The 22,809-nt window shown below is 58.3% G+C and carries 26 protein-coding genes and 1 tRNA gene; 3 read left to right on the forward strand and 24 right to left on the reverse strand.

Annotated features, from left to right (window positions below):
- Positions 1-10 precede the first annotated feature (10 nt).
- From PMI20_RS26375 to PMI20_RS26390, 4 genes are all read right to left on the reverse strand, one after another.
- Positions 11-1,330, reverse strand: a complete 1,320-nt coding sequence (locus PMI20_RS26375; RefSeq protein WP_007931096.1) for a DUF8689 domain-containing protein — start codon at positions 1,328-1,330, stop codon at positions 11-13.
- Positions 1,331-1,344: 14 nt separating this feature from the next.
- Positions 1,345-1,863 carry an A24 family peptidase gene (locus PMI20_RS26380; protein ID WP_007931099.1) on the reverse strand — a complete coding sequence of 173 codons (519 nt, stop codon included), beginning with the start codon at positions 1,861-1,863 and terminating at the stop codon, positions 1,345-1,347.
- A 27-nt stretch (positions 1,864-1,890) separates the two neighbouring features.
- Positions 1,891-2,082: a Flp family type IVb pilin gene (locus tag PMI20_RS26385; protein ID WP_007931101.1), complete on the reverse strand. Its 192-nt coding sequence runs from the start codon at positions 2,080-2,082 to the stop codon at positions 1,891-1,893.
- Between the two features lie 694 nt (positions 2,083-2,776).
- Complete coding sequence (locus PMI20_RS26390; RefSeq protein WP_007931102.1) at positions 2,777-2,968, reverse strand: Flp family type IVb pilin; 192 nt, start codon at positions 2,966-2,968, stop codon at positions 2,777-2,779.
- A gap of 421 nt (positions 2,969-3,389) precedes the next feature.
- Between PMI20_RS26390 and PMI20_RS26395 the strand changes: the two genes are divergently transcribed.
- The gene (locus tag PMI20_RS26395) at positions 3,390-4,274 is read left to right on the forward strand and encodes a helix-turn-helix domain-containing protein (RefSeq protein WP_007931103.1); all 885 of its coding nucleotides are present in this window, start codon (positions 3,390-3,392) and stop codon (positions 4,272-4,274) included.
- A 100-nt stretch (positions 4,275-4,374) separates the two neighbouring features.
- Here the strand turns inward: PMI20_RS26395 and PMI20_RS26400 are convergent.
- The 17 genes from PMI20_RS26400 to PMI20_RS26480 form a co-directional block, all read right to left on the reverse strand.
- Positions 4,375-4,450, reverse strand: a tRNA-Lys gene (locus tag PMI20_RS26400).
- A gap of 63 nt (positions 4,451-4,513) precedes the next feature.
- The gene (gene queC / locus PMI20_RS26405) at positions 4,514-5,203 is read right to left on the reverse strand and encodes a 7-cyano-7-deazaguanine synthase QueC (RefSeq protein WP_007931104.1); all 690 of its coding nucleotides are present in this window, start codon (positions 5,201-5,203) and stop codon (positions 4,514-4,516) included.
- A gap of 1 nt (position 5,204) precedes the next feature.
- A complete protein-coding gene (gene queE, locus PMI20_RS26410) occupies positions 5,205-5,852 on the reverse strand; it encodes a 7-carboxy-7-deazaguanine synthase QueE (protein ID WP_007931105.1) in 648 nt (215 codons plus the stop codon).
- Between the two features lie 166 nt (positions 5,853-6,018).
- Positions 6,019-6,843, reverse strand: a complete 825-nt coding sequence (ybgF, locus tag PMI20_RS26415; RefSeq protein ID WP_007931106.1) for a tol-pal system protein YbgF — start codon at positions 6,841-6,843, stop codon at positions 6,019-6,021.
- A gap of 6 nt (positions 6,844-6,849) precedes the next feature.
- A complete protein-coding gene (pal, locus tag PMI20_RS26420) occupies positions 6,850-7,347 on the reverse strand; it encodes a peptidoglycan-associated lipoprotein Pal (RefSeq protein ID WP_003178634.1) in 498 nt (165 codons plus the stop codon).
- A gap of 52 nt (positions 7,348-7,399) precedes the next feature.
- Positions 7,400-8,659: a Tol-Pal system beta propeller repeat protein TolB gene (gene tolB / locus PMI20_RS26425; RefSeq protein WP_007931107.1), complete on the reverse strand. Its 1,260-nt coding sequence runs from the start codon at positions 8,657-8,659 to the stop codon at positions 7,400-7,402.
- A gap of 38 nt (positions 8,660-8,697) precedes the next feature.
- A complete protein-coding gene (gene tolA / locus PMI20_RS26430) occupies positions 8,698-9,777 on the reverse strand; it encodes a cell envelope integrity protein TolA (RefSeq protein WP_007931108.1) in 1,080 nt (359 codons plus the stop codon).
- Positions 9,777-10,229, reverse strand: a complete 453-nt coding sequence (tolR, locus tag PMI20_RS26435) for a protein TolR (protein ID WP_007931110.1) — start codon at positions 10,227-10,229, stop codon at positions 9,777-9,779. Before tolR ends, tolA begins: the two co-directional genes overlap by 1 nt.
- A gap of 14 nt (positions 10,230-10,243) precedes the next feature.
- Positions 10,244-10,939 carry a protein TolQ gene (gene tolQ, locus PMI20_RS26440; RefSeq protein ID WP_007931111.1) on the reverse strand — a complete coding sequence of 232 codons (696 nt, stop codon included), beginning with the start codon at positions 10,937-10,939 and terminating at the stop codon, positions 10,244-10,246.
- Positions 10,929-11,396 (reverse strand): tol-pal system-associated acyl-CoA thioesterase, encoded by a 468-nt coding sequence (ybgC, locus tag PMI20_RS26445; protein WP_007931113.1) that lies wholly within the window; start codon positions 11,394-11,396, stop codon positions 10,929-10,931. The genes tolQ and ybgC overlap by 11 nt, the downstream gene beginning before the upstream one ends.
- A gap of 139 nt (positions 11,397-11,535) precedes the next feature.
- A complete protein-coding gene (gene ruvB / locus PMI20_RS26450) occupies positions 11,536-12,594 on the reverse strand; it encodes a Holliday junction branch migration DNA helicase RuvB (RefSeq protein WP_007931115.1) in 1,059 nt (352 codons plus the stop codon).
- Entirely contained in the window at positions 12,595-13,203 is a 609-nt protein-coding gene (gene ruvA / locus PMI20_RS26455) for a Holliday junction branch migration protein RuvA (RefSeq protein ID WP_007931117.1), read from the reverse strand.
- 114 nt (positions 13,204-13,317) lie between these two features.
- Positions 13,318-13,842 (reverse strand): crossover junction endodeoxyribonuclease RuvC, encoded by a 525-nt coding sequence (ruvC, locus tag PMI20_RS26460; RefSeq protein ID WP_007931118.1) that lies wholly within the window; start codon positions 13,840-13,842, stop codon positions 13,318-13,320.
- 156 nt (positions 13,843-13,998) lie between these two features.
- Complete coding sequence (locus PMI20_RS26465) at positions 13,999-14,745, reverse strand: YebC/PmpR family DNA-binding transcriptional regulator (protein WP_007931120.1); 747 nt, start codon at positions 14,743-14,745, stop codon at positions 13,999-14,001.
- A gap of 116 nt (positions 14,746-14,861) precedes the next feature.
- Positions 14,862-16,637 carry an aspartate--tRNA ligase gene (gene aspS / locus PMI20_RS26470; protein ID WP_007931129.1) on the reverse strand — a complete coding sequence of 592 codons (1,776 nt, stop codon included), beginning with the start codon at positions 16,635-16,637 and terminating at the stop codon, positions 14,862-14,864.
- A gap of 96 nt (positions 16,638-16,733) precedes the next feature.
- On the reverse strand, positions 16,734-16,955 hold the full coding sequence (locus PMI20_RS26475) for an FmdB family zinc ribbon protein (protein WP_007931131.1): 222 nt from the start codon (positions 16,953-16,955) through the stop codon (positions 16,734-16,736).
- Between the two features lie 261 nt (positions 16,956-17,216).
- Positions 17,217-17,690, reverse strand: coding sequence for a Dps family protein (locus PMI20_RS26480; protein WP_007931133.1), 474 nt, complete (start codon positions 17,688-17,690; stop codon positions 17,217-17,219).
- A 457-nt stretch (positions 17,691-18,147) separates the two neighbouring features.
- On the opposite strand from PMI20_RS26480, the gene PMI20_RS26485 reads away from it, so the two are divergent.
- Positions 18,148-18,753, forward strand: coding sequence for a cold-shock protein (locus PMI20_RS26485; protein WP_007931134.1), 606 nt, complete (start codon positions 18,148-18,150; stop codon positions 18,751-18,753).
- 78 nt (positions 18,754-18,831) lie between these two features.
- Here PMI20_RS26485 and PMI20_RS26490 read toward each other — a convergent pair whose 3' ends face one another.
- Positions 18,832-19,038 (reverse strand): SlyX family protein, encoded by a 207-nt coding sequence (locus tag PMI20_RS26490; protein WP_007931136.1) that lies wholly within the window; start codon positions 19,036-19,038, stop codon positions 18,832-18,834.
- Between the two features lie 3 nt (positions 19,039-19,041).
- Complete coding sequence (locus PMI20_RS26495; protein ID WP_007931138.1) at positions 19,042-19,467, reverse strand: HIT family protein; 426 nt, start codon at positions 19,465-19,467, stop codon at positions 19,042-19,044.
- 922 nt (positions 19,468-20,389) lie between these two features.
- On the opposite strand from PMI20_RS26495, the gene PMI20_RS26500 reads away from it, so the two are divergent.
- Positions 20,390-21,754, forward strand: coding sequence for an OprD family porin (locus PMI20_RS26500; protein ID WP_007931140.1), 1,365 nt, complete (start codon positions 20,390-20,392; stop codon positions 21,752-21,754).
- A 191-nt stretch (positions 21,755-21,945) separates the two neighbouring features.
- Here PMI20_RS26500 and PMI20_RS26505 read toward each other — a convergent pair whose 3' ends face one another.
- A complete protein-coding gene (locus PMI20_RS26505; protein ID WP_007931142.1) occupies positions 21,946-22,785 on the reverse strand; it encodes a mechanosensitive ion channel family protein in 840 nt (279 codons plus the stop codon).
- Positions 22,786-22,809: the final 24 nt, after the last annotated feature.

Here is a 22,809-nt window from a genome sequence, read left to right on the forward strand (position 1 = left end):
ATCTCCTTACTCAAAGAAAGTCGAGCTGGACGAAGTAGCTGTGCCATGCCCACTCCAGTTCCAGGGTTGACAGGGGTCCGCTGGCGCCCAGATAACGCTGGCGATCGAGCGCCATGCTCAAGAGATCCCGTGGGTGGCAAGGCACCAGCGGCATGTTTTCAACGCCATAGAGTTCATCCAGGACGTAGCGCAACAGCAGCGGGTCGTATTGGATGTTCAGGCGCTCTGTCTCTTGAATCCAGATACGTTCGTACTCCTCGGGCTTGAGGTAGCCGAACTGCAGCTTGTAGCCAATCCGCCGCAGGAACGCCTCGTCGGCCAGTTCCAACGGGTTCAGGTTGGTGGAAAACACCAGGATCAGGTCGAACGGCAACTCGCAGTGCCGCCCGCCGCCGAGGTTGAGGAAATCGCGTTTCTCCTCCATCGGTACGATCCAGCGATTGAGCAATTCCGCGGGCGCCATGCGCTGGCGCCCCATGTCGTCGATGACGAACAGGCCATTGCTGGCCTTGAGCTGCAACGGTGCCTGGTATTGGCGAGTGAAGGGGTCGTAGCGGATATCCAACTGTTCCATGGTCAGCTCGCCGCCGGTGATGACGATCGGCCGTTCGCAGCACAGGAGCCGGCGGTCGATCCCTTCATTGAGCATCAGGCTGTACTGCGGATCGCCGACATCCAGGCGCCGGTGTACCTGGGGGTCGTAGATCTCGATCACCGCATCGTTGATCGCAATCGCATGGGGCACCCAGACGGACTCGGAAAACAGCCGGATCAAGCGACTGCTGACATAGGTCTTGCCCGTCCCCGCCGGCCCGTAAATCATGATGGCGCGCCCGGAATTCAGGGCCACGCCCAACTGATCGAGCATGTTCTGCGCCAGCACCATGGAGCCGAAGGAAGCCTGCATGTCCCGAGCGCTGATACGGCCATGGTGAATGGTCTGTACCTTGAGCAGCGAGCGGTAGGCGCTCACCGGAAAGGGCGCCGCGCCGATATAACCACTGCGCGACAAGGCATCGCGGGCAGCATTGCGGCCGCGCTCGGTCAGCCCGTAGCGCAAGCCCTGGCCACCGGCTTGGCCGAGGATCTCGACCCGGTGATCCTGACGCAGGAAGGTCAGGACTTCTTCAATCACTGCTCCCGTCAGCGCCAGGCGCTCTACCAGTCGGGGCATGTCCAGTACACCCGCATCGTGCAAATGCTTGCAGACCAGGTCTCCCAGGAAATTGTCGGCCAGCCCGGTCTCAAGGATCGTGCGTGGCTGTGGAGCCAGTCGCTGCACTGCTTCCCGGTCATTGCCGGTCGGACGGCTGTTACTGATGGCGTACATAATGTTCTCCTGAGCTACTGGCCAAGGGGCAACCAGAGAAAGCTGGCCAATGTGCCGAGCAGGATCGCAACCGAATAGGGAAAGGGTTTGCCGGCCACTTCATCGTCCGCCGGCGAAAAATAGGCCCTGGCTCTCAAAATCTGCCAGTAGCGCCCCATGGTCTGTTGAACTTGACCACGTACCAACACAATCAGTACCCCGCACGCACCGCCGGCGATCAGGCTGAAAAACGCAGCCCAGAGGGCGTGCTGCGGAGTGAGAAAAGTGCCAACCATGGCCATGAGCTTGACGTCGCCGGCCGCCATCCCGCCAAAGGCGTACAGGGGGAGAAAAACGGCGAAACCGATCAACATGCCCAGCAGTCCATAACCAAACCCGATGACGCCTGAGGAGTAGACCTGGCCGGCAATCCCCAGCCCCAGCCCCAACAGCACCAAGAGGTTGGGAATACGGTGGCGACGAAGATCGCTCACCACCGCAATCCCCAGCAGTCCCAGCATCAATGCAACAACGAATAATTGCTCTTTGCCCATGACTGCAGCCCTCGGTGGAAGTTGGCGTTAGCAGACTTGCCCCTGGACAGCGCATCCCAGGCTGGTGATGGCAGTGGCCACGTTGCCGCCCAGGGTGATAAATGCAGCAACAGCGCCCAAAGTGATCAGGCCGCCGGCCACTGCATATTCCACAATGGTCAGGCCGTCTTCGTCTTTGGCGAACTTGATGATCGAAGTCTTGATCGTTTGCAGATTCATTTTCCCACCTCACTCAAGTGTTTTTATGTAAGAGCAGCACTGTCGTACTGCCTGGTTGAACATTAGTCAGGGAAGCATTGGAAGGGTTAGGAGATTTTTGCTGATCGTTAGGACTTTATTGCTGTTGTTGAAAGATGCAAAAAAGCACCAGGAACAACACAAGGAACAGATGATTTATCTAAGGAAGGAATAATTGAAGAGTCGCCTTGAAACAATCTCGCCGTCGATGCAAGACCGGCCTGAGCACTGGCCGACAAAGACAAAAGCCCCGACCATATTCGCTGCACCCAAACCATAGTGCGAAACGAAGTAAACCGGGGCTTCCATATCAGGATTTGATCTTCACGCGAGCAATACAGCGACGATACTCCTGAAGCTGGAAAGAGAATTTGCAGGCTGCGGCAGAGCGATGGAGCGGTGCTCGGCCAAAGGTCACTTTGACGATTTGAACTCGCTCGATAGCAAGACGGGAGCCATCCGTCATCTACTGTGCGCTGACTGCACATACCGATTGAGAAGGCTCCATCCTGTCCAGGCGGGTGCAGACAGAACAACGGCGGAAACACACATGCACCACAGGTACGGCCTCAGCCCGAGGGAAACCGCTCGTCGCAGCCAGACCCGAGAAGTCTGGCCGCGTACGAGCGACAAGCAGCTCCAGCCCAGGGCCGAGGATCCGGCACAACGGCTGTCGTCAGCACACCTGGCCCTGAACGGCACAACCCAGGCTGGTAATGGCGGTGGCCACGTTGCCCCCCAGAGTCACGAACGCGGCAACGGCGCCCAGGGTGATCAGGCCTCCGGCCACGGCGTATTCCACGATGGTCAGACCCTCTTCGTCCTTGATGAATGCCAGCACCGAGGTTTTGATTGTTTGCAGATTCATCTTGTTCACCTCATATAAGAAAAGTTGCTTTAAGGCGATCAGTATTTGTGCCGCCTGACTGAATCCTAGTCAGGGGCTAACACAAAGAGTTAGGAGTTTATTGTCGGTTTCTAGGACTTTTTTGCGCCCCTTGGCAAGACAGCAAAGAAACTCCAGTGAAACTAAACCTGGCAGATGGAATTTTTCAGAAAGGGAACTGTTCTCATATAACACTAAATTGATTCAGCTGTGCCCAGTGCTGCAAGAAAAGGCGATCGCAACAGCAAGGAGCTGCCTGTGACTCTTATCTCGCTGTCAGACATAGAAGGTAATCAAGAAAATCCATGAAGCGTTATCAGAACTTGATCCTTTGCCCGCAAAGCCCAGTGGCGATACTGACAGCCCAGGAAGTGACAGCGAGACACCAGGAAGGAATAAGGAAATGAAACCTGAGTCGGCCCAAAAACCCTTTCTTTTATGGTTCGACCTCACGCGCGACCGGTCCTCTGAAGAACTGATCGCGCTGTTTCGCCCAACCTGCGATTGCCGGGTGTCGACAGATGCGTCCCTGCCCGAAAAGGACACCCATCCTCTACCGGACATGATCTGCATGCACTATGACCGCCCGGACATGCCGGGGCTCAATCTGTTGCTGGAGATCAAACACAAGATTCCCTCCATTCCCATCGCCATGTTCACGGTGCAACACTCCGAAGAACTCGCCGTCTGGGCCATGCGCTCGCGTGTCTGGGAATACATGGTGCTCCCTCTCTCGAGTGCCGAGATCCGGCGCTTCCTGCATGCGCTGAAGCAACTCTACGAACTGCGCCACAGCAGCGGCCCCGGCAACAAGACGCTACAGATCGAACACGGCCCGTCCCTGCCGGACAGCATCCGACTGACCGTAGAGCACCAGAAACATCAGGCACTCAGCGATGTGCTGCTGTACATCGAGCAGAATTTTCGTGAAAGCATCGACCAGAAAGAGCTGGCTAAGCGTTGCGGCATGACCACGTTTCGCTTCAGCCGGCTGTTCAAGGAGGTCCATGGCCTGGGATTCATGGACTACATCCTGAGCAAACGCATGGATTGCGCCAAGAATCTGCTCGACAACAGCCAGATGCCCATCACCAGCATCGGCTATGAGGTCGGCTTCAAGGACCCGTCCTACTTTGCCCGCGCCTTCAAGCAATTCGCGGGCGCCAGCCCCAGCGAATACCGACAACGTCGAAGAATCCCGGAACGGGTAAAAAAAGAAGAGGTGGAACTGGAGCAAACGCTGTCACAGGTGATCGACAGCCTGCCGCTGCGTATCGAAGGTCGCTGAACAGGCCAATCCAGTGCGCCATTACATTTTCTGCAGGCAAAAAAAAACCCGAAAATCCTCACTTTCGTGGGCCTTTCGGATTTTAAATACTGCTAGAAAATGGTGGGTCGTGTGGGATTCGAACCTACGACCAATTGGTTAAAAGCCAACTGCTCTACCAACTGAGCTAACGACCCGCTGTGTGGTGGCGCGTATAATACTGATTTATAAAAAGAATTCAACACCCAATATGAAAAAAATCAAAAATAAGGTGTTGGATCGCTAACACCGGCCGCGGCAAAACCTTCTGCACGCAGACGGCAGCTGTCGCATTTGCCGCAGGCACGCCCTTGATCATCGGCCTGGTAGCAGGACACGGTCAGGCCGTAATCAACCCCGAGCTTGACGCCCGCCTTGACGATATCGGCCTTGCTCAGGTTCTGCAGCGGTGCCTGGATACGGAACCCCTGCCCCTCTACCCCGGCCTTGGTCGCCAGGTTGGCCATGCGCTCGAAGGCCTCGACAAACTCCGGACGGCAATCCGGATACCCCGAATAGTCCACGGCGTTGACGCCAATAAAGATGTCCCGCGCGCCCAGCACTTCCGCCCAGCCCAGTGCCAGGGACAGGAACACGGTGTTACGCGCCGGCACGTAGGTGATGGGGATCCCTTCGCTCGGAGCCTCGGGCACATCGATGGAGCTGTCAGTCAGCGCGGAGCCGCCGATACCGTTGAGGTTGAGGCCGATCACCTTGTGCTCCACCACACCCAGGTCGTGAGCGACACGTTCAGCCGCCTGCAACTCGGCGCGATGACGCTGGCCGTAATCGAAGCTCATGGTGTAGCAGCGATACCCTTCGGCGCGGGCTATGGCCACTACGGTGGCCGAGTCCAGACCGCCGGACAGCAGGATTACTGCACGCTTTTCAGTGGCAACTTGTTCATTCATATCAGCGCCCCGGCTCGTCATTCCAAAGGTATTTATGCAGCTGCAATTGCAGGCGCACCGGCAGGTTGTCCGCAACGATCCAGTCCGCCAGATCGCGCGCATTCAGGTCGTGATGGCTCGGCGAGAACAGCACCTCGCCCGCCCGCCGTTCCAGACCATACTGGATCAGCTTGGAAACCGCCCAGTCATAGTCCTCGCGGGAACAGATAACAAACTTGACCTGATCGTTCGGCGTCAGCAGTTCGATGTTTTCGTAACGATTGCGCTGAGCTTCCTGCGACCCCGGCGTCTTCAGGTCGAGCACTCGACTGACACGCGGATCGACCGCGGAAATATCCAGGGCTCCGCTGGTTTCCAGCGAGACTTCGTAACCGGCGTCACACAGCTGCTTGAGCAAGGGAATGGCATTAGGCTGCGCCAGAGGCTCGCCACCGGTCACACAGACATAACGCGGGCGGAAACCGGCGACCTGCTCGAGAATGCTCTCGAGGGTGCGGATGCTGCCACCGCTGAAGGCGTAGGCACTGTCGCAGTATTGGCAACGCAGCGGACAACCGGTCAGGCGCACAAATACCGTGGGCAGGCCGGCAGTCCGAGTTTCACCCTGCAACGAGTAGAAAACTTCGGTAATTCTCAATGTGTCTTGCATAGTCGCCACGGGCGTAACAGCTAAACAGGCTGTCCGCCTCCGTCAGGCACCTCGAGGAATCCCGCAAACACGGTAATCCCAGGAAGCGTGTTTCATAAAAAGGGCATGGATTCTAACGAAAAAACCCGCGGCAAGCGCGGGTTTCTTCAAAACAGCTCAAACTCGATTACATACGTTGCAGATCGCGCTGAGCCAGCTGGGCGGCGGAAGTACCCGGATATTGGGCCACCACCTGCTGCAGAATGCCCTTGACCTTGTCAGTGTGGCCCAGACGGCGCTCTACGTCAGCCAGCTTATACAGCGAATCCGGCACCTTGGCATGCTTCGGATACAGCTGGGAAACCTTGGCAAATGCCTGGCCGGCACCTTGCAGGTCGCCTTTGGCCAGGTTCACTTCGCCCAACCAGTACTGGGCATTACCCGCGTATTGGCTGTTTGGGTATTTGCGCAGGAACGCGGCGAAAGCCTGGCTGGCCTTGTCGAAATCCTTGGCCTTGATCAGGTCGAAGGCTGCTTCGTAATACAGCTTTTCCTTCGCCGGATCGCCCGGTTCACTGCTTGCCGCTGGAGCTTGCGAGGCAGCCCCGGCAGCTGCACCGGCGGCACTGGCATCGCCACCGGCAGAAGAATTATCAGGAGTCGCGGCAGGTGCACCGCCCGCTCCAATGCGTCGATCAAGATCCTGGTAACGCTCCAGGCTTTCCTGCTTCATACGCGCAATATCGTTTTGCAGTACTTCAATCACACCTTGCTGCCGAGCGATTTGATCCTGCATTTGCTGCAGTTGCTGGAACAGCTCGCCCTGTGCCGAGACAGGGGTCGAAACCCCTCCCCCGGCATAGGCGCCGTTCGTGCCATAACCCGCTGGCGGATAACTGCCTCCGCTATTGTTATAGCCCGAGTTGTTATCGACCACAGGAACCGCAGCCCACACCGAAAGCGGCGCGAGGCTGAGAGCCAAGACAGTTAGAGCACGACGGCACGTTCGCATGACGAATTACTTACGCAGTTCGACGCGACGGTTTTGAGCCCAGGACTGCTCGTCGTTGCCGGTAGCAACTGGACGCTCTTCGCCGTAGGAAACCAGTTCCAGCTGAGCTGGGGAAACGCCTTGCAGCACCAGGTAGCGCTGAACGGCTTTCGCACGACGCTCGCCCAGAGCCATGTTGTACTCACGAGTACCACGTTCGTCGGTGTTGCCTTCCAGAACAACGCGAGCGCCGTTTGCTTTCAGGTCTTTGGCGTGAACGTCCAGAGCGCGCATGGCTTCTGGCTTCAGGTCCGAGCTGTCGTATTCGAAGTAGAAGGTGGTGATTGCGCGCAGAGCAGCTTCTTCGCTCAGGGAGCCGTCAACTGCACCGGTATTAGCGCCGTAACCAGCGTTTGGATCAACAGCGCCTTCACCAGCGTTGTCGCCGCCTTTGGAGGAGCAACCTACAGCTACAGCCATGGCCAGAGCCAGCGCAGCAAACTTACCAAACTTCAGCATTTCCATCGTGAAACTCCTAATGAACCCCAGTGTGTTAAGTAAAACGTAAAGCGCCGCGTCAGTTCAGGTAAGGGGACCAGGACGGTTCTCTGACTTCGCCTTGAGCGGTAGGAAGCGGGAGCCTCACGCGTCCATTAATGGACACGAGCATCAAGACTCCCCGGCCCTGCTGGCGGGTGGCGTAGATTACCATGGTGCCGTTGGGCGCAACAGTAGGCGACTCATCAAGTGTGCTGTCGGTAAGGATTTTTACGTTGCCACGCTGCAAATCCTGAGCAGCTACCTTGAAGTTTGTGAAGCCGTCCTGCCGGTGAATCATGACCAGGGTTTTTTCATCCGCGGACAGTTTCGGGTTGGCGTTGTAGTTGCCCACGAAAGTCACCCGTTCCGCACCGCCACCACCGGCACTGGTCTTGTAGATCTGTGGCTTGCCACCACGGTCCGAGGTGAAGTAGATGGTCGAACCATCCTTGCCCCAGAACGGTTCGGTGTTGATGCCAGGCCCCGCGGTCACACGCGAGATCTGACGCGAACCCAGGTTCATCACATAGATGTCCGGGTTGCCGTCCTTGGACAGCACGAACGCCAGGCGCTGGCCGTCCGGCGACCAGGCAGGCGCGCCGTTCAGGCCTTCGAAGTTGGTGATCTGCTCGCGACGGCCAGTGTCGATGTGCTGAACGAAGATGCGCGGGCGCTTCTGTTCGAACGACACATAGGCAATGCGCTTGCCATCCGGCGCGAAACGCGGCGATAGGATCGGCTCACGGGATTGCAGCAGGGTCACCGCGCGCGCGCCGTCATAGTCGGAACGTTGCAGGGTGTAGCGCGTGTTCTTCTCGGAGAAACGCTCTGCCGTGACGTACAGCATGCGGGTCGAGAAGGCGCCCTTGATACCGGTGAGCTTTTCGAACGACTGGTCGGAGATGTAGTGAGCCATGTCGCGCAACTGGTCGACGCTGCCCGAGACGCTGCCGGTCAGCACTTGCTGTTCGGTGGCGACGTTGAACAGGGCGTATTGCACCTGCAGGCGACCGCCCGCCGGGACAATGCTGCCGACCATGATGTACTGGGCGCCCAGGGCCTTCCAGTCACGGTAGATGACTTCGCTGGCCTGGGTCGGCAGGCTGATCATGTTCTGCTTTGGAATCGGCGAGTAGTAACCCGAATTGCGCAGGTCGTTGCCGATGATTTCCGCCATGTCGTCGGGCAGCACGCTGCCCCCTTGCCAACCGAATGGCACTACGGCGATTGGCGTGGCCCGGTCACTGCCACTGGTGACCAGAATGTTCTTTTCATCCGCTGTCGCTATCCCTGCCATACAGCAAATAACGACAAGCAATCCTCGAAGAAGGTTTCTCACAAGGCTAGATCCTCAGGTGTGAATGTCATCTTGAATGAACGATACGGAGCGAAATCGCTCGGCTTCATTCCCTGCATTTCTGTCAAACGTCCAATGTTCTTGACCGCAGCTACCGCCGAGGCATCGAACGGACCATCGCCGCTGGACTTGGCCACCGACACGGAAGTCACCGTACCATCCGGCAACATGCCGATTTGCAGCACGACAGTCATGTTGTTGCGCGCCGAAGGAGGACGAGCCCAGCCTTCCGCCGCACGAGCACGAATCAGATCGTCGAAACTGCCCGCGACTTCATCGCCCTGCTCGTCCGCCAAGGCCTGCTGACGCTGCGGCGTGTCGGAAAGCAAATCAGCCAGGGCCTGGGCCTTTTTATCTTCGGCGGATTTACGCGCTGCTTCCTGAGCCTTTTTCTTGGCTGCGTCGGCGGCGGCTTTCTTCTTCGCGTCCTCGGCGACCTTCTTCTTCGCCTCGTCCGCTTCAGCTTTCTTCTTGGCGTCTTCCGCGGCTTTCTTCTTCGCGTCTTCGACTATCTTTTTCTTCGCCTCTTCAGCGGCCTTTTTCTTGGCCTCTTCTTCGGCGGCTTTCTTGGCTTCTTCTTCGGCTTTCTTCTTGGCTATATCAGCCAATTGTTTCTCTTCAGCCTTTTTCGCTTCCGCAGCCTTCTTCGCGTCGTCGGCTTTCTTGGCTTCATCAGCCTTCTTCGCCTCATCCGCTTTCTTGGCTTCGTCGGCCTTTTTCGCTTCCTCGGCTTTTTGAGCAGCCTCTTCTTTCTTTTGTTCCGCAGCCTTGACCGCTTCCTGCTCGACCTTTTTCTGCTCCATCTGCTCGACTTCGGTCTGGCGCGCGGCGGATTTCTTCGCCTCACCCGCAATCTTCTGATTGGTCTGGGTGGTCGCCTGACTTTTCGATTTCAGCTGATACAGGGTCGCCTGGACGATCGGCTTGGACGGCGGCAACTCCGGCGTCATGGCAAAACTGACGAACAGCATGCCGAACACCAGAACGTGCAGGGCAATTGCCCACACGCTAGGCCAGAAGTAGCTTTCCGAGGCGGACGGCTCTCGCTGTTGCTGCATCAGGGCGCCTCGGTAATCAAGCCAACGTTACCGACGCCGGCCTTCTGCAGTCCGCCCATGGCGCCCATGACGGCGCCGTAGTCGACGGACTTGTCGCCGCGAATGAACACCTGGGTATGTTTGCCGCCTTCATTGCCGGCGCGAATGATCTTGGTCACGGCGTCGGTCATCTGCGGCAAGGTCATGGCCTTGTCCATCTGCTTGTCGGTGTCGACTTCGCTGCCAAGGTTCCAGTAGTAGGTCTTGTCAGCCTTGATCGAAATGGTCAGGACCTGGGTGTTGTTGTCCTGCGGCAAGGCTTCGCTGGAAACCTTGGGCAGATCGACTTTCACGCCCTGATTGAGCATCGGCGCGGTCACCATGAAGATAACCAGCAGTACCAACATCACGTCGATGTAGGGCACCACGTTCATCTCGGCAACCGGCTTGCGTTTGTGGCGAACTCGGGCCATGGGGATTTACCTGCTCACTCTTCGCTGGTGTGCACTTTACGGTGCAGGATCGCCTGGAACTCGTCGGCGAAGGTGTAGTAACGGCTGATCAGGGTCTCGCCACGGGCCGCAAAGCGGTTGTAGGCGATAACGGCCGGGATCGCGGCAAACAGGCCGATCGCGGTGGCGATCAGGGCTTCGGCGATACCCGGCGCAACGGTCGCCAGAGTCGCCTGCTGGGCGCTGGCCAGGCCGCGGAAGGAGTTCATGATCCCCCAGACGGTACCGAACAGACCGATATACGGGCTGACCGAACCGACAGTGGCGAGGAATGGCAGGCTCTGCTCGAGCTTCTCTTCTTCTCGGGAGATCGCGACACGCATGGCACGCGCGACACCCTCCATGACCGCCTCGGGATCAACGCCCGACTGCTGGCGCAGGCGCGAGAATTCCTTGAAGCCGGCACGGAAGATCTGCTCCACGCCCGAATCAGGGTCCGGGTTGCTGCCCGCCTGACGGTACAGCTTGGACAGGTCGATACCCGACCAGAAGCGCTCTTCGAAGCTCTCCAAGGCGCGTCGACCGGCACGCAGCAGGTTGCTGCGCTGAAAGATCATGATCCATGAGGTCACCGATGCGGCTACCAGGGTCAGCATTACCAACTGCACAACGATGCTGGCATTGCTGACCAGGCTCCACATGGAGGAATGGTCGACGACGTTAGCTTCCACGCTTTATCTCCTGCTCTGAGTGTGTACCCGCGCCGCTCACGCCGGCAAAGGCCGCACGTAGAGCTTCGGGAATGGCCCGGGGTTTCAAATTGTCGGTGCGCACACAGGCCACCAGAAACTGCCCTTCGCAGAGCAGTGCATTATCCGTGGCTCGCCTGACCTGCTGTTTGAAGCGCAGGCTGGCCCGGTTCAATTCGATGACTTCTGCACTTACCAGAAGCTCGTCGTCCAGTCGCGCCGGCGCGTGGTAGCGCGCTTCGCTGGAATGCACGACGAACAACAGGTTCTCCCCTGCCAGCTGCGATTGGGCAAAGCCCAGATCTCGTAGCCGTTCGGTTCGAGCCCGTTCCATAAACTTAAGGTAATTAACGTAATACACGATGCCGCCGGCATCGGTGTCTTCGTAATAAACGCGACAACGATGTGCGAACGACTCAAGCCCGTTTTGCGCGCGCATACTCTAGTGCTTACTCCTCAGGTTGCCAATCCGGCCGGGCAACTGTTTTTCATTCTCGAACGGCTTTCTGGCGAAATAACGGCAATGCCAGCCCCCTAGGACCGCACAAGCTGCGAATAAATCGCTGCCCAAGCGGTTATTAATCGTCCATGGCATCGAGGAATTCGTCTACCACGGGCATCTCCCCCAATCGTGACGGGATGTTTAGACCGAAATGCAGATAGGCATGCCGGGTCACCACACGCCCGCGCGGCGTACGCATGATATAGCCTTGCTGGATCAGATAGGGTTCGAGCACGTCCTCGATGGTATGCCGCTCTTCGCTGATGGCGGCCGCCAGACTGTCGACCCCCACCGGCCCGCCGTCGAACTTCTCGATCATGGTCAGCAGCAGGCGCCGGTCCTGGTGGTCGAAGCCACGCTCGTCGACATCCAGCAGGTTCAGCGCCAGGTCGGCGATGGGCTTGGTGATATGCCCCTTGGCGCGAACCTCGGCAAAGTCCCGCACCCGACGCAACAAACGGTTGGCGATACGCGGCGTCCCGCGGGCACGCCGGGCGATTTCAAAGGCGCCGTCCGGGTCCAGCGGCAAGCCGAGAATACCGGCGGAGCGCCCGACAATGGTCGCCAGGTCGGCGGTGCTGTAGAACTCCAGGCGCTGGACGATACCGAAGCGATCGCGCAGCGGGTTGGTCAGCATACCCGCGCGGGTCGTCGCCCCCACTAGGGTGAACGGCGGCAAGTCGAGCTTGATCGAACGGGCCGCCGGCCCTTCGCCGATCATGATGTCCAGCTGGAAATCTTCCATGGCCGGGTACAGCACTTCCTCGACGATCGGCGACAAGCGATGGATTTCATCGATAAACAGCACGTCGTGCGGTTCGAGATTGGTCAGCAGCGCCGCCAGGTCCCCTGGGCGCTCCAGCACCGGCCCCGAGGTGCTCTTGATCGACACCCCCATTTCCTGGGCGATGATGTTGGCCAGCGTGGTCTTACCCAGGCCCGGCGGGCCGAAGATCAGGGTGTGGTCCAACGACTCGTTGCGCCCGCGGGCAGCCTGGATGAACAGCTCCATTTGCTCGCGCACCGTCGGCTGGCCGATGTATTCGGCCAGGCTGACGGGGCGAATCGCACGGTCCTGGACTTCCTCGCGCTCACGGGGGCCCGTGGCGGCGATCAGACGATCTGCTTCTATCACTTAAATCATTCCCTTCAGGGCGCGGCGAATCATGTCTTCACTGCTCAGGCCTTTTTCCTTGATCGCGGAAACGGCCTTGCTGGCTTCCTGCGGCTTGTAGCCCAGGGAGATCAGGGCGCTGACCGCATCGGTCTCGGCACTGGCCACCGGCATCGGCGCATCCGGCTGGTTCGGCACCAGGGCAAACATGCTCGGTACGGTTTCCCAGGCCTTGAAGCGGTCCTTGAGCTCGACCAGCAGGCGCTCCGCGGTCTTTTTACCGACCCCCGGCACCTTGGTCAGCGCCGAGGTGTCCTGCGCTTGCACGCAACGCACCAGCTCGTCGACCTCCAGGCTGGACATCAGCGCCAGCGCCAGTTTCGGCCCCACGCCATTGAGGCGAATCAGTTCGCGAAAGAAGTCCCGCTCGCGCTTGCTGGCAAAGCCATAGAGTAACTGGGCATCTTCACGCACGACCAAATGGGTGTGCAGGGTGAGCGGTTCACCGACCGACGGCAGGCGGTACAGGGTGGTCATGGGGACTTCCACCTCGTAACCCAGGCCGTTTACATCGAGAATCAGGTACGGCGGCTGTTTTTCAGCCAAGGTGCCGCGCAAGCGTCCAATCACGTTTCAGATCCTTAGCTCAGGCCAGATCAGCGGCCGGCGAGTCATAGAGCGAAGATCCGGGCCGGGCAGACAGGCGTGGGATGCTCCACTCATCAAATGTTTGCGCAGATGCTATCAGAGACGCAGGCGACCGCCACGACTGCGTGCGGTACCCAGGCCGTGGGGCAGCAGACTGGAACGGGTGTGGGCATGACAGATGGCAATCGCCAGGGCGTCCGAGGCGTCGATCTGCGGCTTGCTGGTCAACTTGAGCAAGTGCATGACCATCATTTGCACTTGTTCCTTGTTGGCCCCACCGGTGCCCGCGACGGCCTGCTTGACCTGAGTGGCGGTGTATTCGGCGATTTCCAGGCTCTCCTCGGCTCCCGCCACGATGGCCGCGCCACGGGCCTGACCCAGTTTCAGGGCCGAATCGGCATTACGCGCCATGAACACCTTTTCAATGCCCATGGTCACCGGACCGTAGGTCTGAATGACCTCGCGAACCCCGCGATAGACGATTTGCAGCCGCTCATGCAGCTCGCCGGCGCCCGTGCGAATACAGCCCGAAGCCACGTACACGCAGCCACGCCCGGTATCACGTACCACGCCGTAACCGGTGATGCGCGAACCCGGGTCGATACCAAGAATAAGAGTCATAACGCCTGCAAAGAGAAAATTCGGTTGCCTAAGGTAACGCCGGGAGAAGCCGGAAAAACAAAAAATCGCAGCCTTCGACAGCTCCCCTACAGGTACAGCGTAACCCTGTGTGTAAAGGGGGGAAACCGCCGAAGGCTGCGATCTTTTATCGCGCTATCAGCCGAGTTGCTCGGCAACCGACTGGGGAATATCCGCGTTGGAGTAGACGTTCTGCACGTCGTCCAGGTCTTCGAGCATGTCGATCAGCTTGAGGATCTTCTCGGCGCCTTCCAGATCCAGTTCGGCACTGGTGGTCGGCTGCATGACGATTTCCGCGTCATCGCCCTTGAAACCGGCCTCTTCGAGCGCGTTACGCACCGCATAGAAGCCAGTGAACGAGGTAAACACATCGATCGAGCCGTCTTCGTGAACGACCACGTCATCGGCGTCGGCTTCCAGCGCCGCATCGGTCAGTGCGTCCTCATCGACGCCCGGCGCGAAGCTGATCTGCCCCTTGCGTTCGAACAGATACGCCACCGAACCGTCGGTACCAAGATTGCCGCCACATTTACTGAACGCATGGCGCACGGCCGCGGCGGTACGGTTGCGGTTGTCGGTCATGCATTCGACCATCACCGCCACGCCGCCCGGGCCATAACCCTCATAGGTCAGCTCTTCGACGTTGTCGGCCTCGGTCGCACCGGCACCACGGGCGATGGCGCGATCGATGATGTCGCGGCTCATGTTGGCGCCCAGGGCTTTGTCCAGGGCCAGGCGCAGACGCGGGTTGGAACCCGGCTCGCCACCGCCCTGACGAGCAGCAACCGTCAGCTCACGGATCCACTTGGTGAAGATCTTGCCTCTCTTGGCATCCTGACGCTCTTTGCGGTGCTTGATGTTCGCCCACTTGGAATGACCTGCCATAACGCGCTCCAAATTCTCTTTGAAACATTGCCCGCACGCCTGTAACAGCGGGCGGGCAACAAATATCTCGACCCAATAGAAAAAGGCGCATCCGCAGATGCGCCTTCAGGCCGGCCTTACTCAGCCTTTGGCTGTTCGCGCAAACGGATGTGCAGTTCGCGCAGCGCCTTGGCGTCGACCAGGCCAGGAGCCTGGGTCATCACGCAAGCGGCGCTCTGGGTTTTCGGGAAGGCGATCACTTCACGGATCGACTGGGCGCCGGTCATCAGCATCACCAGGCGGTCCAGGCCGAACGCCAGGCCACCGTGCGGCGGCGCGCCGTACTTCAGGGCGTCCAGCAGGAAGCCGAACTTCTCTTCCTGCTCCGCTTCATCGATGCCCAGCAGACGGAAGACCGCCTGTTGCATTTCCTTGCGGTGGATACGGATCGAACCGCCACCCAGCTCGGTGCCGTTGAGCACCATGTCGTAGGCACGGGACAGCGCGGTCGCCGGGTTGGCTTCCAGTTCTTCCGGCGAGCATTTCGGCGCGGTGAACGGGTGGTGCAAGGCGGTGAAGCTGCCGTCGTCGTTCTCTTCGAACATCGGGAAATCGACAACCCACATCGGCGCCCATTCGCAGGTCAGCAGGTTCAGGTCGTGACCGAGCTTGATCCGCAGCGCGCCCAGGGCCTCGCTGACGATCTTGGCCTTGTCGGCGCCGAAGAACACGATGTCGCCGTCAACCGCACCCACGCGATCGAGGATCACATTCAGGTTGGCTTCCGGGATGTTCTTGACGATTGGCGACTGCAGACCGTCAACGCCATTGGCGCGCTCGTTGACCTTGATGTAGGCCAGGCCCTTGGCACCGTAGATGCCGACGAACTTGGTGTAATCGTCGATCTGCTTGCGCGGCATGCTCGCCCCGCCAGGAACGCGCAAGGCGGCGATACGGCATTTCGGATCGTTGGCCGGACCGCTGAACACCTTGAATTCCACGTCCTTGAGCTGGTCGGCAACATCCACCAGCTCCAGCGGGTTACGCAGGTCCGGCTTGTCGGAACCGTAGCGACGCATGGCTTCTTCAAAGGTCATGTGCGGGAATTCGCCGAATTCCAGATCCAGCACTTCCTTGAACAGGTTGCGGATCATGCCTTCGGTCAGGCCCATGATGTCTTTTTCATCGAGGAAGCTGGTTTCGATGTCGATCTGAGTGAACTCAGGCTGACGGTCGGCACGCAGGTCTTCGTCGCGGAAGCATTTGGCGATCTGGTAGTAGCGGTCGAAGCCGGCGACCATCAGCAGCTGCTTGAACAGCTGTGGCGATTGCGGCAGAGCGAAGAAGCTGCCGGCGTGGGTACGGCTCGGCACCAGATAGTCACGCGCGCCTTCAGGGGTGGCACGGGTCAGGATCGGGGTTTCGACGTCGAGGAAACCGTTCTCGTCCAGGTAGCGACGGATGCTGGTGGTCATGCGCGAGCGCAGACGCAGCTTCTCGGCCATTTCCGGACGGCGCAGGTCGATGAAGCGATAGCGCAGGCGGGTTTCTTCGCCCACGTCGGAGTATTCGTTGAGCGGGAACGGTGGGGTTTCCGCTTCGTTCAACACTTCCAGCTGGTAGCCCAGGACTTCGATCATGCCCGAAGCCATGTTGGCGTTGCCGGCACCGGCCGGACGCAGGCGCACCTTGCCGGTGATCTTGACCACGTATTCGCTGCGCACGCGGTCGGCGGCGGCGAAGGTTTCAGCGCGGTCCGGGTCGAACACCACCTGGGCCAGACCTTCACGATCACGGATATCGAGGAAGATCACCCCGCCATGGTCGCGACGACGGTGGACCCATCCGCAAAGGGTGACTTCCTGACCTTCCAGGCTTTCGTTCAGTTGGCCGCAATAATGGCTGCGCATCATGGTAGTGGTTTCACTTCTCGTAATTCGAAATTCGATGGGAGGCCTTGCGCACCTCGGGGTACCGGATAATGCAAGAGCTCGCGCGTGTCGTTCAACTTAATCAGCTTTGTCGCCACCGGCCAGGTTCTTCTTGGCGCCGGTTTTGAAGTCGGTCTCATACCAGCCCGAACCGCTGAGGCGGAAACCTGGCATGGACAGCATTTTTTTCAGCTCGGGCGCCTGGCAGGCAGGGCAATCGACCAACGCAGGCGCGCTGATCTTTTGAATGGCTTCCAGCTGATGACCACAGGAAGCACATTGGTAGTCGTACATGGGCATGAGAGCGTCTCGGCGTACTTAACGTCTGGCTTAACCCGTGCCGAGGCCCGGGTTATATAGCAAAGGGCGGGATTATATCCATTAAATCGGCCCTGTGCAGCCGTATGACGGCGCCGATAGACCACCGCCCGCCGAAACAAAGCCAGCTTCCCGCTGCCATACCCCACTCATCGGCCTGAGGACGAACAGCCATGATCGGACGACAAGTCGCGCCCCATAAAGGCAAATGGCGCCGATAACGGCGCCATTCGGTCTGCGGGACTATTGCTCGCTCAACAGCGAGCGCAGCATCCACGCGGTTTTCTCATGCACCTGCATCCGCTGGGTCAGCAAGTCTGCGGTGGGCTCGTCGCTGACCTTGTCGATGATCGGGAAAATGCCACGGGCAGTACGGGTCACAGCTTCCTGCCCCGCCACCAGTTGCTTAATCATCTCATCGGCGCTTGGCACACCCTCTTCTTCCTTGATCGAAGAAAGACGCGCGTAGATGGAATAGGCACCCGGCGCCGGGAACCCCAGGGCGCGGATACGCTCGGCAATCAGGTCCACCGCCAGCGCCAGTTCGTTGTACTGCTCCTCGAACATCAGATGCAGCGTGCGGAATTGCGGCCCCGTGACGTTCCAGTGGAAATTATGGGTCTTCAGATAAAGCACATAAGTATCTGAAAGCAGGCGAGAGAGCCCCTCCACGATGGATTTGCGATCTTCTGCGCCGATACCGATATCGATTGCCATGTCTATCTCCGTTAGCACATTGAATTCAACAGGTCAGGTACCGGACCACTCTAGCAAGACTGCTCTGCACCCGCAGCCCGGGATTGCCCGAGGCACTGCGACAGATTGCCCACCAAGCGGGCGACCAGTACCTGCAAGAAGGCCCTGGACAGTTGTGACCCGCCTGAAAAGCCGCCGTTCTACTTTTTTGGGGGCTGGCTCTCTAGAACAAGGCTTTGCCCGATAGTCCGGTATTCCCTCAGGACAATCAGGGCTTTCTCCCTCCTCCCGGCCACAGCGCCTGATTTGAGAAGGCCTGGGCTTTGCTGTTAAATAGAGGCCGTGTCGTTGTTGCCTATTTCTCGGCCTCAGCGCATAGGCTGATCCCGCGCACGTGCTCACCGCCTCCCATTGTTCAGAAGCGAACCGTGCACGCTCAGCTCTTCCTTGTGATCCGTCTTAACGTGAGTTCATTAAAATGTTGAAAATCGTCCACCTGCTAACGGGCGCAGCAGCCTTGCTGCTGTCCTTTATCCCTAGCCTGCGATCTGAAGCCGTTCCCTTCCTGCAACAACCCGATGCTCTTTACCTGGCCTTTTTCGGCCTGCTCAACCTGACACTGGCTCCGGTTATCCCCTACTGGAACAAAGGCCCGCGTCACCAACTGCAAAACCTGGTCAGCGCGCTCCTGGTGCTGGCGGTGGTCTTGCAGACCTTGACCCTGCTGGCACCAATGCCGGTTATCGCAGGTCAACCGGCTGTGCTGTTCAGCCTGCTGACCGCGGCGATCGCCGTTCTTCTGCACCTGGCCGTCAGCTTCTACAAATCGTCTCCCTCGGCCAATACCTCGCAAACCTATGACATGAGCAATCGCGATACCGGCACCGTCAAGTGGTTCAACACTTCGAAGGGTTTCGGCTTCATCTCTCGCGACTCCGGCGATGATATCTTCGTGCACTTCCGCGCCATCCGTGGCGAAGGTCACCGCGTCCTGGTGGAAGGCCAGCGCGTGGAGTTCTCCGTCATGAATCGCGACAAGGGCCTGCAAGCCGAAGACGTGATTGCGGCATTGCCGCGGCGCTGATTCACGCCCATAAAAAAACCGCGACGCAGCCATGCTGCTCGCGGTTTTTTATTGCCTGAACGGCAGGCCGCCCGATGCTCAGTAATGTGGTGGCGGAGCCTCTTCTTCGAATGACTCGAACTGCCCCACCATTTCCTCCTGACGCTTGAGCAAGGCGGCCATCTGCAATTGCAGACGTTCGACCACCCGCTGCTGCCCTACCAGCACGTCGTTCAGGGCTTGAATGGTGTCATCCTGAAAAGCCAATCGGCTTTCCAGATCGGTTACCCGCTCTTCCAGGTTCATGACTCAGCCCTCCAGAAACTTGAAATCATCGGTCAAGACCAGTCGTAACCGCTCACGAATCGCAGCCACCTGTTCGGCGTCGTAGGGCTTGGCAGGCAGCTTGCCCCACACCGGAGCAGGCCAGGCCGCATCGTCGCGCTTGCGAACGATAACGTGCATGTGCAACTGGCTGACGACATTACCCAGAGTCGCCACATTCAACTTGTCCGCATCGAACGAGTCTTTAAGCAACTCCGCCAGCGCCGTGGTTTCTCGCCATAGTTGCTGCTGGTCCGCGTCATCCAATTGAAACAACTCACTGATATCTTCCCGGCGCGGTACCAGGATGAACCACGGGTAATTGGAATCGTTGGACAACAGCAGCCGGCAAAGGGGGAAATCCCCAATGGGCAGTGTGTCTTGTTGAAGTCGTGGATCTAAAGCGAACACCGCGCGCACTCCCGCTCAGCTCATCAAGTTTCAGCTTAGCGAACGCCATGACCGGCTGCCCGCCAAGCGACAGAACGGCAGCATACCTGCGAAAGCTCTTGCGTTCATCGCTCTGCTGCGCAGATCCCGCCTCAACATTCATCCTCGATGCCACACGTCAGAGCGCCCCGGCCTGGAACATTTTCCAGCGGGCTGCACCACGACAGAACGAAGCTCATAAAAAACAAGGAGAAAACCACGAAAGCCCCCCTTGCCTGCGCATTCTTCCAGGGCCCGACGCCAGATGACGATTGAGCTGCATCAAGAAACTTTTGCACCAAAACCTCACAGTGCGTCTACGCTCAGTGCGTTAACCATCCGCCATCTACTCACTCAGCAGGGTGAACCGGTAACGTTTTGGAATGTCATGCGTTTTTTTCAGGGATCAACACCAGGAGGACAGGGAACGTCAAGCCCAAACAAAACGACCTTAAAACCACTGTTTTATGCGGTTTTTACAGCCAGAAGGGCTATCACCGAAAAAAACTCGGTGCCTTTGCGTTTTGTGCACGCTTGTTGCATTCACACCTACATTGTCCCAGGAGTAGCCATCGGAAAAGGCTTCTCCTGTGACTAATAACAATAGTGGCAAGGCTGCCCCATGGAGATTTGACTGCTTGACCAAAGTTCTTTTTGTTCCAGGTTCAAGCCTTCGAAAACAGCGCTGAAGTTGTCAGCCCGGGTACATGCGGACTGCGGATTTGCGACATTGATCGAGCATTTTGCGACAGGGTCGTAAAGAAGCTGAAAGGACTGATACGCAAGTATCGCCAACATTGTCGGCGTGATATAAGTTTGCGCCGACACAAAAAGAAAGAGCCGCCCAGATAATAAAACAGGTGGGACGGCAGTACTCTTCTAAAAACCAAAGGAGCAAATCACGATGCGCGTGATGAAGTGGAGCATGATCGCACTGGCAGTTGCAGCAGCCGCCAGTACTCAAGTGGCTACGGCCGCACCTTTTGTAAGTGACCAGTCTGAAGCCAAGGGCTTTGTTGAAGACGCAAAATTCGACGTACTGCTGCGTAACTATTACTTCAACCGTGACAACAAAGACCACAGCAACGATCAGAAAGACTGGACCCAGGGTATCTGGGGTAACTTCAGCTCCGGTTACACCCAGGGCACCGTAGGCGTCGGCGTCGATGCGTTCGGTTACCTGGCGATCAAACTGGACGGCGGCGACGGCACTGGCGGGACCGGCAACATGAGCCGCGACTCCGATGGCGACGTCAACAACAGCCAGGGCAAAGCAGGCGCTGCGGTCAAATTCCGCATCTCCAAAACCGAGTTGAAAGCTGGCGATATGCAGCCAAGCACCTCCCCGGTCTTCGCGGTCGGCGGTTCCCGTATCCTTCCTCAAACTGCCAGCGGTTTCCAACTGCAGAGCAGCGAGATCAAAAACCTTGATCTGGAAGGTGGTCACTTCTATTCGGCCACCAGCCAGGACTCCAACGCCCGTAACGGCAACTTGTATGCTAACTATGCCGGCATCGCATCCAACAGCATCGACTACTTCGGCGGCAAGTACGGCATCACCGACAACCTGAGTGCATCGCTCTACGGTGCCAAGCTGGAAGACATCTGGAACCAGTACTACGCCAACCTGAACTACACCATCCCGATGGGTGGCGATCAGTCGCTGAACCTGGACGGTAACATCTACCGCACCACCGATGCTGGTAGCGCCAAGGCTGGTGACATCAGCAACACCACGTTCTCCCTGGCAGCTGCTTTCTCGTTCCTGAAAGCACACACCATTACCGTCGCTTTCCAGAAGGTCAATGGTGATACTCCATTCGACTACATCGGTGTAGGTGGTCACGACACCTCCCGGCGCGGTGCCAACCGTGGCGGCGACTCGATCTTCCTCGCCAACTCCATCCAGTACTCTGACTTCAACGGCCCGAACGAGAAGTCCGCACAGATCCGTTACGATCTGAAAATGGCCGAGTACGGCGTTCCTGGTCTGAGCTTCATGACCCGTTATGTTAAAGGCTGGGACATCGACGGCACCGGTCTGGCTGACAACAGCGTGTACCGTAAAAACAACGGTGATCCGATTTACGGTGCCGATGGCAAACACAACGAGACCAACTTCGAAGCCAAGTACGTTGTTCAGTCTGGCCCGGCAAAAGATCTCTCCTTCCGCGTTCGTCAAGCTTGGCACTTCGCTAACAGCGACCAGGGTGAAGGCGATATCAAGGAGTTCCGCCTGATCGTCGACTACCCACTGTCGATCTTGTAATAGCGGTTACTTCGCGAGTAATAAAAAAGGCCCATCATTCGATGGGCCTTTTTATTGGGGCTGGCAGCTCGCTGAAGCTCCGGTTATCGACAGCTTATTGTTACAACCAGGTTTCAAATACTCTCCAGCGAATACCGCGTTAAAAGCCTGACCACTCGATCAGACTTTTAATCCCTATCCCCGTTACTGACTCAAACAGCCGCTTCCTGAACCACACGAATCACGCGCTGTGGAAACGGAATATCAATACCCGCTGCCTTCAAGCGATCACGGGACAACTCGTTGAAGCGGAACATCACATCCCAGTAGTCGGCAGTCTTCACCCAGACTCGCAAGGAAAGAGTAATGGCGCTGTCACCCAGCATGGAAACCACCGCCACCGGCTCCGGATCGGCCAGCACACGCTCGTCCTTGGCCAGGTCCAGCAGAACCTCACGGGCCTTTTGCAGGTCAGCCTCGTAGTTCACACCAACATCGAAGATCACTTTGCGGGTCAGCTGGCGGTTGTGGTTGGTGATGATGCCGTTGGACAGGTTGCCGTTTGGCACGATGACGGTCTTGTTGTCACCGGTACGCAGCACCGTGTGGAAGATCTGGATGCTGTCGACCGTGCCACTAATACCCTGGGCTTCGATCACGTCACCGATGCGGAAAGGACGGAACAGCAGGATCAGCACGCCACCGGCGAAGTTGGCCAGGCTGCCTTGCAAGGCCAGGCCGATGGCCAGGCCCGCCGCACCGATCGCGGCAACGAACGAAGTGGTTTCGACACCGATCATCGAGGCCACGCTGACAATCAGCAGCACCTTGAGAATGATGTTCGCCAGGCTGCTGATAAAACCCTGCAGGGCCTGGTCCGCATTACGCAGTGCCAGCAGCTTGCCGACCTTGTGCGTCAACCTGTTGATCAGCCACCAGCCGATGGCCAGCGTGATGACGGCCAGCAGTACCCGACTGCCGTATTCCATGATCATTGGAATCCAGGCTTGGGAAGCCTTGACCAGGTTGTCCACTTCAGCATTCAAATCCATCTATCTCTCCTGATTCCCGGCTGC

It is taken from the genome of Pseudomonas sp. GM17 (assembly GCF_000282175.2).
Taxonomy (GTDB): domain Bacteria; phylum Pseudomonadota; class Gammaproteobacteria; order Pseudomonadales; family Pseudomonadaceae; genus Aquipseudomonas; species Aquipseudomonas chlororaphis.

Coding starts and splice junctions, on each gene's coding strand:
- PMI20_RS26375 (WP_007931096.1), bottom strand. CDS start 1,330: ATGTACGCCATCAGTAACAGCCGTCCGACCGGCAATGACCGGGAAGCA.
- PMI20_RS26380 (WP_007931099.1), bottom strand. CDS start 1,863: ATGGGCAAAGAGCAATTATTCGTTGTTGCATTGATGCTGGGACTGCTG.
- PMI20_RS26385 (WP_007931101.1), bottom strand. CDS start 2,082: ATGAATCTGCAAACGATCAAGACTTCGATCATCAAGTTCGCCAAAGAC.
- PMI20_RS26390 (WP_007931102.1), bottom strand. CDS start 2,968: ATGAATCTGCAAACAATCAAAACCTCGGTGCTGGCATTCATCAAGGAC.
- PMI20_RS26395 (WP_007931103.1), top strand. CDS start 3,390: ATGAAACCTGAGTCGGCCCAAAAACCCTTTCTTTTATGGTTCGACCTC.
- queC (WP_007931104.1), bottom strand. CDS start 5,203: ATGAATGAACAAGTTGCCACTGAAAAGCGTGCAGTAATCCTGCTGTCC.
- queE (WP_007931105.1), bottom strand. CDS start 5,852: ATGCAAGACACATTGAGAATTACCGAAGTTTTCTACTCGTTGCAGGGT.
- ybgF (WP_007931106.1), bottom strand. CDS start 6,843: ATGCGAACGTGCCGTCGTGCTCTAACTGTCTTGGCTCTCAGCCTCGCG.
- pal (WP_003178634.1), bottom strand. CDS start 7,347: ATGGAAATGCTGAAGTTTGGTAAGTTTGCTGCGCTGGCTCTGGCCATG.
- tolB (WP_007931107.1), bottom strand. CDS start 8,659: ATGGCAGGGATAGCGACAGCGGATGAAAAGAACATTCTGGTCACCAGT.
- tolA (WP_007931108.1), bottom strand. CDS start 9,777: ATGCAGCAACAGCGAGAGCCGTCCGCCTCGGAAAGCTACTTCTGGCCT.
- tolR (WP_007931110.1), bottom strand. CDS start 10,229: ATGGCCCGAGTTCGCCACAAACGCAAGCCGGTTGCCGAGATGAACGTG.
- ybgC (WP_007931113.1), bottom strand. CDS start 11,396: ATGCGCGCGCAAAACGGGCTTGAGTCGTTCGCACATCGTTGTCGCGTT.
- ruvC (WP_007931118.1), bottom strand. CDS start 13,842: ATGACTCTTATTCTTGGTATCGACCCGGGTTCGCGCATCACCGGTTAC.
- PMI20_RS26465 (WP_007931120.1), bottom strand. CDS start 14,745: ATGGCAGGTCATTCCAAGTGGGCGAACATCAAGCACCGCAAAGAGCGT.
- aspS (WP_007931129.1), bottom strand. CDS start 16,637: ATGATGCGCAGCCATTATTGCGGCCAACTGAACGAAAGCCTGGAAGGT.
- PMI20_RS26475 (WP_007931131.1), bottom strand. CDS start 16,955: ATGCCCATGTACGACTACCAATGTGCTTCCTGTGGTCATCAGCTGGAA.
- PMI20_RS26480 (WP_007931133.1), bottom strand. CDS start 17,690: ATGGCAATCGATATCGGTATCGGCGCAGAAGATCGCAAATCCATCGTG.
- PMI20_RS26485 (WP_007931134.1), top strand. CDS start 18,148: ATGTTGAAAATCGTCCACCTGCTAACGGGCGCAGCAGCCTTGCTGCTG.
- PMI20_RS26490 (WP_007931136.1), bottom strand. CDS start 19,038: ATGAACCTGGAAGAGCGGGTAACCGATCTGGAAAGCCGATTGGCTTTT.
- PMI20_RS26500 (WP_007931140.1), top strand. CDS start 20,390: ATGCGCGTGATGAAGTGGAGCATGATCGCACTGGCAGTTGCAGCAGCC.
- PMI20_RS26505 (WP_007931142.1), bottom strand. CDS start 22,785: ATGGATTTGAATGCTGAAGTGGACAACCTGGTCAAGGCTTCCCAAGCC.